The organism is Chelativorans salis (assembly GCF_025336525.1).
GTDB lineage: Bacteria > Pseudomonadota > Alphaproteobacteria > Rhizobiales > Rhizobiaceae > Chelativorans > Chelativorans salis.
In genome coordinates this window covers 45657-59280 of record NZ_JAOCZP010000002.1, presented here as the reverse complement: position 1 = coordinate 59280, position 13624 = coordinate 45657, and the positions used below count along the sequence as shown (strand labels likewise).

Sequence of the window (13624 nt, the reverse complement as noted above, 5' to 3'; positions counted from 1 at the left end):
GCCCGCAAGCCGCGGGCCGTCCTCCCCGTCCCCCACAGCGCGAAAGCCCGATGATCGTTCTCGACCTAGCTCTGAACGCCGTTGCCACAGGCATCGTGCTCGGCAGCATTTATGCGCTTCTGGCGCTCGGGCTGGCGATCACCTTCGGCATACTGCACATCCCCAACGTCGCGCATCCGGCCATTGTGATCGCCGGCGCCTACGCGGTCGTGGTGTTGAACCGCTTCGGCCTCGACCCCATCCTGGCGGGCCTACTGTGGAGCATTCCCTTCTATTTCATCGGGCTTGCCTTCTACGAATTCTACGCTCGGTCCTTCGAATCGCGGGGCGGCGGCAATACGCTGCAAAGCCTCACCCTCTTCTTCGGCATTTCGCTCGTCATCGAAATCGCGCTCGTGGTTGCCTACGGCACGGACCTACGCTCGGTCCGCGTCGGCTATGTCGGCGAGAGCCTGCGGCTCGGGACCGTCGCCATTCCCTACCGCTTCCTCGTACCTGCCCTGATCACGCCGGTCGTCGTTTTCCTGCTCTGGCTCTACCTCAGCAAGACCAACACCGGCCTGGCCATCCGCGCCGTGGCCCATGACGAGCGAGCGGTCAGCGTTGCCGGCGTCAACCCGACCGCCATCAAGCGCCATGCCTTCGGGATCGCTACGGCTTTGGCCGTCATCGCGGGTGCGGCGCTCGTCATCACCGGCCCGGTGGACCCCTTCGCGGGCCGCATCCATATCGGCCGCGTCTTCGCCATCGTCGTGCTGGCTGGCATGGGCACCATCCCCGGCACGCTCGCCGCCGCGATCATCATCGGCGTCGCCGAATCCCTCGTCATGAGCTTCGCCAGCCCCTCTTGGGCCCCGGGAGTGGCCTTCGCCATCCTCTTGGCCACCCTCGCCCTTCGGCCCACGGGACTGTTCGGAGGTGTCCGATGACGCTCCCGCGCTTCGCCCTGGTCGCGGCCCTGTTGGTGGTCGCCGGCCTGTTCCTGCCGATGGTGATCCCCAATCCCTATTATTTCTACGCCGGCTATGTGGTCCTGCAATATGTCGTCATCGCCACCGGCTGGAACATACTGGGCGGGTACGCGGGCTACACGAATTTCGGCGCATCCGCCTTCTTCGGCGCAGGCGCCTACGCCGCCGCGTTCCTCTTCAAGGCATTCGGCCTGCCGCTTATTTTCCAGATCCTGGGTGCCGCCGCCGTCGGCATGTTCCTCGGCGTGGCGACCGGCTACCTCACGCTGCGCATCCAGGGGGTCTATTTCGCCATCGCCACCGTGGCGCTGGTGATCGTGCTGGAAACGCTCGTTCACAACACCGAATATCTCGGCGGCGCCTCCGGCATGACCCATATCGCTCCTCCCCCGCCCGCCTGGTTCGGCGGGCAGACCCAGTTCGTGTTCTGGGTCATGCTGGTAATCGCCGCCTGCGCAGTGGTGCTCGCCCGCTGGCTGGAGCTTTCCTGGATCGGGCGCGGCCTGCGCGCCATCCGTGCCAGCGAGCCCGCGGCCGAAAGCTGCGGGGTGCCGACGCTCAGGCTGAAGCTGCTGGCCTGCGCGCTGAGCGGCGGCGTGATGGCCGCGGCCGGCGCGCCCTACCCCACCTACACCTCCTATCTCGACCCGGTGAGCGCCTTCAGCCTGCTGATCGGCCTCAATGCGCTGGCCATGCCGCTCATCGGCGGCACGCGCAACTGGAAGGGACCGGTGATCGGCGCGCTGCTTTTGGCCAGTGTCCAGCAGATCGCCACCGTCACCATCTCCTCGGAGTTCAACATCCTCGCCGTCGGCGTCGTCTTGATCGCCTTCGTCGTGCTCGCCCCCGAGGGATTGCTGGGGCTGAAATCCGCATGGGCCAGGCCGAAGCTCAGACTTTCAGGGGCAAAGCCATGAGCGAGCCACTACTGTCGGTGCGCGACGTCAGCAAGAGCTTCGGCGCGATCAAGGCGCTGGGCCCGGTCGGCCTCGACGTTGCCGAGGGCGAGCGGCTGGGCATCATCGGGCCCAACGGCTCGGGCAAGACGACGCTGATCAACTGCATCACCGGCTTCTTCCGGCCGGATACCGGCACGATCAGCTACAAAGGCCAGGACATCACCCGGTTGCCCGCCTACCGCAGGGCGCGTCTGGGCCTCTCGCGCAGCTTTCAGATTCCGCATCCCTTCACCGGCATGACGGTGATCGAGAACCTGCTAGTGCCGATGGATTACGGCGCCACGTCGGCGCGGAAAGAGCTGGAGAACGCGGAGGAAATCCTGCGCTCGGTCGGCCTCGCCGAGCGGCGGGACCATCCCGCCGAGCAGCTCTCGCAACTCGAACTGCGCAAGCTAGAGCTGGCGCGCGCGCTTGCCGCGCGTCCCGCCATCTTGATCGCCGACGAGGCCATGGCTGGCCTCTCAGAGGCCGAGATCGACGATATCCTCTCGGTGCTCTTCGAACTCAACCGCGCGGGCGTGACGGTCATCATGATCGAGCACATCATGCATGCGGTGATGCGCTATTCCGAGCGCGTCATATGTCTGGAAACCGGGCAGGTGATCGCCGAGGGCAGCCCCGAGAAGATTACCAGCAGCCCCGTCGTGCAGAAGGTGTATTTCGGTGAACAGACTGCACGTTGAAGGCCTTTTCGCCGGCTACGGCGCCGTAACGGTTCTGCGCGACGTGGCAATCGAGGTGCGCCAAGGGGAGCTGGTAGCGCTTCTCGGCATGAACGGCAACGGCAAGAGCACGCTCTTAAACAGCATTCTCGGTTTCGTGCGGCCGGGCGCAGGCCGCGTCATCCTAGAATGGGACGGTGAGACGATCGAGCTGGCCGGCCGTGCTCCGCACGAGATCGTGGGTCTCGGCATCGGCTATGTGCCGGAAGGACGGCGGCTCGCCCCCAATCTCACGGTGGAGGAGAACCTTCTTCTGGCCGGCAGCTCGAACCGAGCCAAAGCCGGCAGGAAAGCCAATCTGGAACTTTGCTACGAGACCTTTTCAATCCTGAAGGAACGGCGCAGGCAGCCCGCCTCCACCTTGAGCGGCGGCCAGCAGCAGATGCTGGCGATCGCCCGTGCGCTCATGACCGCGCCGAAGCTGATCGTCGTGGATGAGCCTTCCGTGGGCCTGGCGCCGATCATGGTGGAGCAGGTCATCGCCACCATCCGCCGGCTGCAGGAGCAGACGGGACTCACCATACTGATGGCCGAGCAGAGCTTCTTCCAGGCGATCGAGGTGGCCTCTCGCGCCTACATCCTCTCGCACGGCCGCATCATCCGCGTCTTCGACCAGAAGCTCGACCCTGCCGGGCAGGAAGAGATCCGCAGTGCGATGATGGGCGCGGTGTGACCGGCTGATCGCACCTTGGGTTCAGCCCTGGCGGCGGATGAAGCCGGTGATCGCAACCCTCTCCCAGATGCCCGCCTCGTGGAACGGGTCAGCCTGGTTGAAGCGCTCCACGGCGGCGCGGTCCTCCGCCTCGACCAGGAAAAGGCTGCCGATCATGGTCTCCCCTTCATCGGCGGTGAGCGGCCCCGACATCACGATGTTCACGCCGAACGCGCTGGTATCGCTCAAAAACGCCTTGTGCGCGTCATAATGCTTGAGCCGCGTGGGTAGCGCGCCGTCCTTGTCCAGGGCGTGAATGGCGAAAAGCATGGGGCCTCCTCTTCGTGAACTGCCGCAATCTCAGCCCTTGGCGGCGGGCTTCGATTCGAGCTGGAAATCGTAGTGCAGGTGGGAATAGGGCTGATCCATCCGCCGGCCGTCGGGCGCTGTGCCCGCCAGGTGCTCCGGAAACTCGCGGATCAGCGAATCCTTCACGCCGAACACGGCATCGGAGTCGAGATAGGGATCGCCCGCGACGAAGACGTGGGTCACCAGCCGCTCGTGTTCGGGCGCGTCGATCATGAAGTGGACATGGGCGGGACGCCATGGGTGACGGCCCTGCGCCTTCAGCATGTCACCCACCGGCCCGTCATGCGGGATGGGATAGGCGGCGGGCTTGATTGTCCAGAAGTGGAAGCGGCCAGCCTCGTCGGCGCGGAAGCGGGCGCGCATGGCAAGCCCGCCGATGGCGTCGAGCTGCTGAACGTCGTAGTGGCCGTCATCGTCAGAATGCCAGACATCGACGATCGCTCCGGCAAGGGGCTTTCCGTCGCCGCCGCTCACACTTCCCGAGACGTAGAGCGGCTGGCCCTCCATGCCGGCGGAAATGTCTTCGCCCAGCGTCTTCTCCGGCGGGGACTCCACATAGAAGGGGCCGAGCACTGTCGTTTCCGTCGCGCCGCCGCCCGCGGGATGGTTGATGGCGTCGATGAGCATGGAAATGCCCAGCGTGTCGGAAAGCAGGATGAACTCCTGCCGCTTGTCGTCGGATATCTGGCCCGTGCGGGTGAGGAAGTCGATGACAAATTTCCATTCCTCCTGGGAGGGGCGAACCTCCCGCACAAGCGCATGCAGATGCCGGACCACCGCCTCGCTGATTTCGCGGATGCGCGGGTCTTCGGCCTCGTGCACGCGCTCCACCACTGCATCGGTGATTGTGAATTCGTTGAAGTTACCCATCAGCATCCCTCGATGTCCTGCGTTCGGGCTCGCCGAGCCCGGCGAGCCACTCGGTGTGTTTGACGGGGGCGATGAAGTCGAGCGCGCCTTCACCGCGGGCGACGATGGCGGCATAGGTCTCGCGCACCAGCGCGGTGAGCGGCATGGGCACGCTGCCGGCCCGGCCCGCCCCGATGATCAGGTCGAGATCCTTGATCATCTGCTTGCACGAAAAGGTGGAGGTGAAGTCGCGCTCTGCGAGCGGGCCGACCTTGTACTTGACCATGGGCGAGGCGGCGGCACTGTCGGCGAGCACGTCGAGCATGTCCTGCCAGTCGAGTTTGCCCCGGCGTGCGAGCGCCAAGCTCTCGCCCAGCATCACGGCGGTCGCCGCCATCATGAGATTGATCGCCAGCTTGGCGTAGCGCGCCTCCTCGCCCGGGCCGAGATGGACCTGTGCGCGCGTGAAGGTGGCGAGCATCGGCAGGATCTCTTCGAAGACCTCTTTCGGCCCCGAGGCGAAGCAGGAGAGATTGCCTGTATGCGCTATGGAAGCGTTGCCAGAGATCGGCACGCGCAGATAGTGGACACCGGCCGCCTCGGCGGCTTTCGCGACCTCGGCGGAAGCCTCCGGGCTGACGGTGCTGATCTCGACGAAGACCGCGCCCTTGCGCATGAGCGCCAGCAGCCCCTGCTCGCCGAGCGTGGCGGCGCGCAGCGCCCGGTCGTCGGGCAGGCAGGAGAAGACCACGTCCGCCCGGGCGGCACTTTCCATCGCAGCCGTCCCCTCGATGCCGCGCCCGGCGGCAAGCGCCAGGCGGTCCGATGCCGGGTCATAGCCGGTCACGGAATAGCCGGCTTCGGCAATTCTCCCGGCGATGGGCAGGCCGAGCTTTCCCAGACCGATCCAGCCGATTGCTGGCTTTTCCGTCATTCCCTCCTCCTCGCTCGCGCGTTCTTCCTTTGCCGCCCTCCACACTAGCGCAAGGCGGACGGCGGCTCGCCCGCCCAGGCTCTTGCGATCAGCGTTTCTATGGCGTCCCGCCCGATCGGGCGCGGATTCCAGTAGGGATTCTCCAGCGCCAGCTCTGCGGCAGGGGCAATGCCATCCTCCGGCATTCCGATCTGCCTGAGCGCCCGCGGGGCGCCGAGCTTCCCTGCCAGATCGAAGAGGGCCTGCGCCGGATCTTGCGTACCGAGCGCCCGCGACAGGGCCGCGGCCGCGCTCTGCGCCGCCGCCGCATTGTAGGCGAGCGCATGCGGCAGCACGATGGCGTGGGTTTCGGCATGCGGCAGGTCGAACGCGCCGCCCAGCACATGGCAGAGCTTATGATGCAGCGCCATCCCCACCGAACCGAGGCACATGCCGCACAGCCAGGCGCCGTAGAGCGCGTCCGTGCGCGCGCGCCTGTCCACGCCATCGGCTACGACCTTCGGCAGGGCTGAGGCGAGCGCGCTGACCGCCTCTTCCGCGAGAAGCGCGATCACCGGATTGCGGTCTTTGGCGTAGAGTGCTTCCACCGCATGCGCCATCGCGTTCAAGCCTGAGGTCGCCGACAGCAATGCAGGTAGCGTGAGCGTCAGATCGACATCGTAGATGGTGACCTCCGGCAGCACCTTCTCGGTGCGCTGCGTCGTCTTCACACCGTTCTCGGTCTGGCCAATGATCGGCGTCATTTCCGAGCCGGCATAGGTGGTTGGGATGCAGATCTGCGGCAGGTCAGCTCTGAGTGCGATCGCCTTTCCCAGCCCAATGGTGGAGCCGCCGCCGAAGGCGACCGTGCAGTCGGCTTCGAGTTCCCGCGCTATTGCAAGGGCACGCTCCGTCACCTCGACCGGGGTATGCATCGTAGCGCCGTCGAAAAGCCCTGCGCCATGCTCGCCCAGATCTGAGAGGAGCTCGCGCGCCTTGTCGGCTTGTTGCGGCGTGGAAAGGACGAAAGCACGACGGCACTCCAGCCGCTCCATCTCCTCGGAAAGCTGCGCCAAGGTGCCTGTACCGAAGACGACGCGGCCGGGAAGTGCGGTATAAGCGAAGGCATCCATCCTCTCACGCATGAAGGCACCTCCAATCACCGGCATCAAGTTTAAAGGCAGCCGGGAACCCACGCCGGCCTCCCATTGCCTCGCACACCGCACCCACCGGCAACATACCAGGATATGCGCACGTGGCTCGGCCCGTCATTGCTGCCGCTCAAACCTCAGCTACACACGTTCAGCTGAGATATACACGTTTCATTTGCATTAACAAGCAAGCTTCACAGCGACGCCATTATGGCGCAGCTTCCCTTACGGGAGCGCGCCTTCTTGTGCTTCAACTAGCGACGTATTGTTCAGTATAGATGCACGATTGGTTCTGGTATATGCTCCCAGCAAGGGAATGGGAAAGCCCCGTGTGGGCTGGCGTGCTGGCAGAACAGGGAGGAGACTCACATGTGCGCGATCTGCGGTCACGAGCATTCGCATAGCAACATATTTCCGCATCTGGCGGCTGCAGGTCCCCTTTCAGCGGCAGGCGGATCGGCGCCGCAGGAGCAGCCCCGGACGGGCAGAAACCCCGTGCCGGTCCCCTCCGAAAGCGGCATGCCGGGCCGCAGAGTTCTGATCCGGGGCGGCGCTGTGCTCAGCATGGATCCGGCGGTCGGCGACTTCGTGGAGACCGACGTGCTCATCGAAGGCAGCAGGATTGTGGCGGTAGGGCCCGATCTAACAGCCTCAGACGCCGCCGTCATCGACGCCAAGGGCATGATCGTCATGCCGGGCTTCATCGACACCCATCATCATCAGTTCGAGACCGCCCTGCGCGGCTTTCTCGCCGACGGCATTCTCATCAATGACGGCGCACCGCATAGCCTCGTCAATTACTATGAGCACATCCTGCAAAAGTTCTCGATGGTCTACCGACCCGAGGATGTCTACATCAACGAGCTCTTCGGCTCGATCGCCCAGCTCGACGCCGGCGTAACGACGGTGATGGACGTGTCGCAGATCCATCACTCGCCCGAGCATACGGACGCCGCGGTCGCCGCGCTGAAGGATGCCGGACGGCGCGCCGTTCTCGGCTACTTCGAAGGGTGGGGAGAGAAGTCGAAGTATCCGCTCGATGCCCAGCGCATCAAGACGCATCATTTCGCTTCGGACGACCAGTTGCTGACGATGGTGATGGGCGGCGAGATCTACCTGCCGGGCTACGAGACGGCATGGCAGATCGGCCGGGAGATCGCCGTGCCGGTGGCGCTTCACGTGGTGGGCACCTTCGGCATGGCGTCCACTTTCGACGAGCTTGCCAAGGCCGGCCAGTTCGGCCCGGACAACATCTTTATCCACATGACCGGCATGAGCGATTTCGCCTGGCAGGTGGCGGCCGAGGCGGGCTCGCATGTCTCACTCGCCGTTCCCATCGAGATGACGATGCGCCACGGCATGCCGCCGATCCAAAAGGCGCTCGACCTCGGCATGCAGCCGTCGCTTTCCAGCGACGTGGAATGCACCATGACCGCCGATCCGTTCACACAGATGCGCTGTGCGCTGACGCTGCAGCGCGCTTTCGTGAACGAGATGGCGCTGGGCGGCGAAACGGACCTGCCGCCGCTCCTGACCTCACGCGACGTGATCCGCTTCGCGACGGTCGAAGGGGCAAAGGGCCTGAAGCTCGACGCCAGGACGGGATCGCTTACGCCCGGCAAGGAGGCCGACATCATTCTGCTGGATGCGACCGCTCTCAATGTTGCACCTCTCAACCACGTGCCTGGCGCGGTGGTCACGCTGATGGAGCGCAGCAACGTCGATACCGTCATGGTGGCCGGCAGGATCCGCAAGTGGAGGGGCGAACCTCTGGATGTGGACGCGGGGAAACTGCGGCGCGAGTTGGAAGCCTCCCGCGATTATCTGTTCGAGGCGGCGGACGTGGAGCATAACCTTTTCCGGCTCTAGAGCGGAACCGGCACCTATGCCGTACAGATTGCCAAAACGCTCGGGGCTGAAGTACCGGGAGTGCGCAGCGGCGGCCGCGCGCGCCGGATCTCAGATCGGCAGCGGCCGGCGCTCCTCGATCGCCTCCATGGCGAAATAGGATGTCACGGATTCCAGCTCCACCTTCTGGATGAGGCGCTGATAGACGGAATCGAAGCTCGCCATGTCGGTGGTGACGATGCGCAGCATGTAATCGTAGTCGCCGCCGATGCGGAAGAAATCCACCACCTCGGGAATACCCGAGACGTGCTGGCGGAACGTCTGCAGCCAGGCGGCGGAATGGTGGCGCGTCTTCACCATCACGAACACCACCAGGCCGAGGCCCAGCTTTGCACGGTCGAGCCGGAGCGTGCGGCCGCGGATAATGCCGCGATCCTCCAGCGCCCGAAGCCGGCGCCAGCAGGCGTTCTGGGACAGGCCCACCTTGTCGGCCAGTTCGCGCTGGGACAACGAGGCATCCTTTTGAAGCTCGCGCAGGATGCGCACATCAAATTGATCTATTTTTTCCCGTTCCATTCGTTCATATGAACGAGAACATGGCATTTTCACAACGCTTTTTGTGAAAATCATCGCACCGGATTGTGCGAAGCTTTTAGTCGAGCCGAGTGCACGATCATTCGCGAGGACCAGAATGCGCGCAAGCGTCCTAACGGAATTTTCCGAAAGCCTGAAAGGCGACGACCTGCCGGCGCGCCTGCACGGGGGGCTGATCGGCGAGAGCGCCTCGATCGGCGGTCCCTATGGGACTAAGCCCCTGATCTACGCCGATTACGTCGCGTCCGGCCGGGCGCTCGCCCAGGTCGAGGATTTCGTGCGCGACCGCGTGCTGCCCTACTACGCCAATAGCCACACCGAAGCCTCCTTCTGCGGGTCCTTCTGCACGCGGCTGCGTGAGGAGGCGCGTTCGGTGGTCAAGCGCGCGGTGGGCGCGGACGAGGAGACGAGCGTCGTCTTTGCCGGCTCCGGCGCCACCACCGGCGTCAACAAGCTCGTCCGCCTCCTGCAATTGCCCGAAATGGCAGCAGCAGGGCGTCGGCCGGTCGTTTTCATGGGCCCGTACGAGCACCACTCGAACATCCTGCCCTGGCGCGAAAGCGGGGCCGAGACGGTTGAGATCGACGAGACGCCCGATGGCGGCCCGGACCTCGACATGCTGGCGCACGCGCTGGAGCGGCACGCCGATGCGCCGCTCAAGATCGGTGTCTTCTCCGCCGCCTCCAACGTCACCGGCATCCTCACGGATACCGATCGTGTCACGCGGGTCCTGAAGGCCCACGGCGCCCTGGCGATCTGGGACTACGCAGGCGGCGCGCCCTATCTCGCCATGGACATGCGCGCTGGCACGGATTGCGCCAAGGACGCCATTGTCTTCTCACCGCACAAATTTCCCGGCGGCCCCGGCGCGTCAGGCGTTCTCGTCCTGCGCGACGGCATCGTGCGCTCTGTTCGGCCCAGTATGCCGGGCGGCGGTTCCGTGACCTTTGTCTCGCCTTGGACGCACGACTATTCCAGCTCAGTCTCGGCGCGCGAGGAAGCCGGCACGCCGAATGTGGTGGGCGATATCCGTGCTGCGCTCGTGCTTATGGTCAAGGAGGCGCTGGGGCAGGATTTCATCAACCGGCGCGACCGCGAACTGCGAGAGCGCACCCTGGCCGTGTGGGGGGACAATCCGTATCTCGAGCTTCTCGGCAAGCGGGAGGCGCCGGCATTGCCGATCTTTTCCTTTCGCGTGCGCGGCGAGAACAGAACCTATGTGCATCACCAGCTTTTCACGCGCATGCTTAGCGATCTTTGCGGCATCCAGGCGCGCGGCGGCTGCGCTTGCGCAGGGCCCTACGCGCACCGCCTGCTCGGCATCGACGAGGGGCGCTCTACGGCCCTTCTGGCGGCGATACGCGCCGGCCATGAGATCGAGAAGCCGGGCTGGGTGCGACTCAACCTGAGCTATCTTCTCAGCGATGATAAGGCCGATAAGATCGTATACGCTGTGGACGAACTTGCGCGCCATGCCGGGCGTTACGTCGGCGACTACGGCTTTGATGCGGCCACCGCACGGTTTAAACACAGCACGGACGCAAAGGAGGAGCGAAGGCTCGCGGGTTGAGGCGGCGCAAGCGGGTGCCGCGCGCGAATGACAACAATGCCGCCGCGGCGGCAAGAGGGGCACATGCTATCGGTTCTGAAGAATCAGCAGTTTCGTCGGCTCTATTCGGCGCAGGTCCTGTCGCTGCTCGGCACGGGGCTGATGACCGTGGGGCTGGCGCTTGTCGCCTACGAGCTGACGGGCGAGGACGCCGGCATCGTCATGGGCACGGTGCTGGCCATCAAGATGGTAGCCTATGTGGGCTTTGCCCCCATCGCCAGCGCGCTGGCCGCCCGCGCCCCATTCAAGCCACTTCTGGTTGGCCTCGACGTGCTGCGGTTTTCCTTTGTGGCGTTCTTGCCCTTCGTCACGGCCGTGTGGCAGATCTATCTGATCGTCTTCATCTTCCAGCTTTGCTCGGCCGCCTTCACGCCAACGTTCCAGAGCGTCATTCCCGACGTTCTGCCCGACGAGGAGGGGTATACCTCCGCCCTCTCGCTGTCACGCCTGGCCTATGACATGGAAACGCTTCTAAGCCCGCTTGTTGCCGGCCTGCTCCTGGGGATCATGGACGCGCGGCTGCTCTTCGTCGGTACGGCGCTCGGTTTTCTCGCCTCGGCTGCTTTCGTTCTGTCCGCCAAGCTGCCGGAACGCGGGACGGCCAAGTCCGCGCGGCCCTTCGTCGAGCGTCTTTCGCGCGGCTTTCGCATCTATGCTCGGACGCCGCGCCTGCGCGCGCTGTTCGCGCTGGGCATGGCCGTCTCCTTCACTGGTGCGTGGGTGATCGTCAATTCCGTCGTCTTCGCCCGCGAGACCCTGGGCGGTACGCAGCAGACCTACACCACCATGCTCGCCTGCTACGGTGCCGGCTCGATGCTGGCAGCCATTTCGATGCGGGCGCTCTTGAAGCGGGCGCCGCCGCGTCTCTCCATGGGCGCCGGCGCGCTCATTCTCGGCCTTGCGCCCTGGACCATTCTCATCGGCCTGCCTTTCGCCGGCGTTCTGGCCCTGTGGCTCATCCTTGGCGCCTCCGCCGCACTGGTGCTGACGCCCGGCGGACTGCTGATCGCCCGCTCCAGCCATAGCGAGGACCGGCCAGCGCTGTTCGCCACGCAATTCTCGCTCTCCCACGCCGGCTGGCTTGCGACCTATCCGCTGGCGGGTTATCTCGGCGCGCATCTGGGGATGGAACTCTCCTTCGCAGCCATGGCGTGCGGGGCGCTCGCCTCCGGCCTTGTCGCGCTCACAATCTGGCCCGCGCACGACCCGACGGAGCGTGAGCACACGCACGCGGCGCTCCACCACGACCACATGCATGTTCATGACGAGCATCACGACCACGAGCACGAAGGATGGGAGGGACCGGAGCCGCACGCGCACCCGCACCGGCACGCACCCCTTCGCCACCGCCATGCGTTCGTGATCGACGACCACCACCCGGTCTGGAATATGTAAAAAGAGATTGGAACGAGCCGTGGCAGAAGGGAAAGACATTCCTTTCCAGGGCGCTTGAGAAGGCTGAGACTGGCAAAGATGCAGCACTCCGCAGACATAAACCCGGCAATCGGTGCCGAGCGCCTGGCACGGCTCGAAGATCGGGTTCGACAGGATCTCGCCTATCTGTGTCTGCCGCCGGCCAATTGGGTGCCGTCGCGTGAAAAAGACGGCGAGCGGGTGCACGACGTTGTCATCATCGGCGGCGGCATGGTGGGGCTTCTTGCGTATTTCGCGCTCTGGAGCAGCGGCATACGCAACACGCGCATCCTCGACCGCAACCCGGCGGGGCTGGAAGGGCCGTGGCTCAACTACGCGCGCATGGAGACGCTGCGCTCGCCCAAGCAGCTCACCGGCCCGGCCTACGGCCACGCCTCGCTCACCTTCCGCGCCTGGTTCACCGCGCTTTACGGAGAGGAGGCGTGGGAGGCGCTCGACAAGATCCCACGGCCCATGTGGATGGAGTACCTCGTCTGGTACCGCAGGGTGCTGGACATTCCGGTCGAGAACGAGGTCGAGGTGAAGCGTGTACGCCCCGAGGGCGAGTATCTGCGCCTCGAGCTTGCCGGACGTGGCGCCAAGGAAAAATCCATCCTGACGCGCAAATTCATCATGGCCACGGGGCGGGACGGCACGGGACAGCCCAATATCCCCGACTTCGTCAACGGCCTGCCCGACCATTCTTGGGCGCATTCGGCCGACGATATCGATTTCCCGGCGCTGAAGAACAAGCGCGTGGTCGTCATCGGTGTCGGCGCCTCGGCGGTGGACAATTCGGCCGAGGCGCTGGAAGCCGGCGCGAAAGAAGTGCGCCACCTCATCCGCCGCAAGCACATGCCGACCATCAACAAGATGATGGGCATCGGCTCGCCCGGCTTCACGGCGGGCTATGCCGCGCTGCCGGACGAGTGGCGCTGGCGCTTCATGCAGTATTCCTTCGTTACCCAGACCCCCGCCCCGCGCGGCTCCACGCTTCGGGTGAGTCGGCACAAGAACGCCTATTTCCATTTCGGTCAGGGCATCCGGCGGATGAACTACGAGAATAGCGAGGTCGTCATCGAGACGACGATGGGCAAGCGGCTTGCGACGGATTTCGTCATCCTCGGCACCGGCTTCACCGTCGATCCGCTGGCGCGCACGGAGCTTGGCGCGGCCGCGGGCGAGATCATGCTGTGGCGCGACCGCTACACGCCGCCGGCGGGAGAGGAAAGCAACGAGCTTTCCAACTTCCCCTACCTCGACAAGGATTTCACCTTCCGCGAGCGCACGCCCGGCAAGGCGCCCTGGCTGTCGAAGGTCTATTGCTTCAACTACGGTGCGTCGGCGAGCCTGGGCAAGGTATCGGGTGATATCCCCGGCATCAGCGACGGCGCGGCATGGCTGACGCGCTCGATCGCCGCCACGCTCTACCGTGAGGATGTGGAGACGCACTGGCAGGGTATGGTCGACTATTCCAAGCCGGAGCTTCTGGGCGACGAGTGGACCGAAACCGACATCGAGGACGCCGCCGAGGCAACGCCCGCACCGGCATTCACCAACGGGAGCTAACAGGT

General features: G+C 64.9%; 13 protein-coding genes. 8 read left to right on the top strand and 5 right to left on the bottom strand.

Annotated elements, in window-relative coordinates; all coding sequences use genetic code 11:
* Nucleotides 1-50 precede the first annotated feature (50 nt).
* The 4 genes from N5A92_RS06115 to N5A92_RS06100 are packed head-to-tail and all read left to right on the top strand — an operon-like array spanning nucleotide 51 to nucleotide 3325.
* Nucleotides 51-929 (top strand): branched-chain amino acid ABC transporter permease, encoded by an 879-nt coding sequence (locus N5A92_RS06115; RefSeq protein ID WP_260901093.1) that lies wholly within the window; start codon nucleotides 51-53, stop codon nucleotides 927-929.
* The gene (locus tag N5A92_RS06110) at nucleotides 926-1888 is read left to right on the top strand and encodes a branched-chain amino acid ABC transporter permease (RefSeq protein WP_260901092.1); all 963 of its coding nucleotides are present in this window, start codon (nucleotides 926-928) and stop codon (nucleotides 1886-1888) included. Before N5A92_RS06115 ends, N5A92_RS06110 begins: the two co-directional genes overlap by 4 nt.
* Nucleotides 1885-2613, top strand: a complete 729-nt coding sequence (locus tag N5A92_RS06105) for an ABC transporter ATP-binding protein (protein ID WP_260901091.1) — start codon at nucleotides 1885-1887, stop codon at nucleotides 2611-2613. Before N5A92_RS06110 ends, N5A92_RS06105 begins: the two co-directional genes overlap by 4 nt.
* A complete protein-coding gene (locus N5A92_RS06100) occupies nucleotides 2594-3325 on the top strand; it encodes an ABC transporter ATP-binding protein (protein WP_260901090.1) in 732 nt (243 codons plus the stop codon). The genes N5A92_RS06105 and N5A92_RS06100 overlap by 20 nt, the downstream gene beginning before the upstream one ends.
* A gap of 21 nt (nucleotides 3326-3346) precedes the next feature.
* Here N5A92_RS06100 and N5A92_RS06095 read toward each other — a convergent pair whose 3' ends face one another.
* The 4 genes from N5A92_RS06095 to N5A92_RS06080 are packed head-to-tail and all read right to left on the bottom strand — an operon-like array spanning nucleotide 3347 to nucleotide 6580.
* The gene (locus N5A92_RS06095) at nucleotides 3347-3634 is read right to left on the bottom strand and encodes a YciI family protein (protein WP_260901089.1); all 288 of its coding nucleotides are present in this window, start codon (nucleotides 3632-3634) and stop codon (nucleotides 3347-3349) included.
* A 30-nt stretch (nucleotides 3635-3664) separates the two neighbouring features.
* Nucleotides 3665-4543 (bottom strand): intradiol ring-cleavage dioxygenase, encoded by an 879-nt coding sequence (locus N5A92_RS06090; RefSeq protein ID WP_260902281.1) that lies wholly within the window; start codon nucleotides 4541-4543, stop codon nucleotides 3665-3667.
* Complete coding sequence (locus N5A92_RS06085; protein ID WP_260901088.1) at nucleotides 4536-5456, bottom strand: NAD(P)-dependent oxidoreductase; 921 nt, start codon at nucleotides 5454-5456, stop codon at nucleotides 4536-4538. Before N5A92_RS06085 ends, N5A92_RS06090 begins: the two co-directional genes overlap by 8 nt.
* Nucleotides 5457-5500: 44 nt before the next feature.
* Entirely contained in the window at nucleotides 5501-6580 is a 1080-nt protein-coding gene (locus N5A92_RS06080) for a maleylacetate reductase (RefSeq protein WP_260901087.1), read from the bottom strand.
* 525 nt (nucleotides 6581-7105) lie between these two features.
* Between N5A92_RS06080 and N5A92_RS06075 the strand changes: the two genes are divergently transcribed.
* Nucleotides 7106-8455, top strand: coding sequence for an amidohydrolase family protein (locus N5A92_RS06075; protein ID WP_260901086.1), 1350 nt, complete (start codon nucleotides 7106-7108; stop codon nucleotides 8453-8455).
* A gap of 90 nt (nucleotides 8456-8545) precedes the next feature.
* On the opposite strand, the gene N5A92_RS06070 is transcribed toward N5A92_RS06075, so the two are convergent.
* Nucleotides 8546-9010 carry an Lrp/AsnC family transcriptional regulator gene (locus N5A92_RS06070; RefSeq protein ID WP_260901085.1) on the bottom strand — a complete coding sequence of 155 codons (465 nt, stop codon included), beginning with the start codon at nucleotides 9008-9010 and terminating at the stop codon, nucleotides 8546-8548.
* A 115-nt stretch (nucleotides 9011-9125) separates the two neighbouring features.
* Between N5A92_RS06070 and N5A92_RS06065 the strand changes: the two genes are divergently transcribed.
* From N5A92_RS06065 to N5A92_RS06055, 3 genes are all read left to right on the top strand, one after another.
* Nucleotides 9126-10598 (top strand): aminotransferase class V-fold PLP-dependent enzyme, encoded by a 1473-nt coding sequence (locus N5A92_RS06065; RefSeq protein ID WP_260901084.1) that lies wholly within the window; start codon nucleotides 9126-9128, stop codon nucleotides 10596-10598.
* Nucleotides 10599-10661: 63 nt separating this feature from the next.
* Nucleotides 10662-12032 carry an MFS transporter gene (locus N5A92_RS06060; RefSeq protein WP_260901082.1) on the top strand — a complete coding sequence of 457 codons (1371 nt, stop codon included), beginning with the start codon at nucleotides 10662-10664 and terminating at the stop codon, nucleotides 12030-12032.
* Nucleotides 12033-12110: 78 nt separating this feature from the next.
* Nucleotides 12111-13619 carry an NAD(P)-binding domain-containing protein gene (locus N5A92_RS06055; RefSeq protein WP_260901081.1) on the top strand — a complete coding sequence of 503 codons (1509 nt, stop codon included), beginning with the start codon at nucleotides 12111-12113 and terminating at the stop codon, nucleotides 13617-13619.
* The last annotated feature ends 5 nt before the right edge of the window (nucleotides 13620-13624 follow it).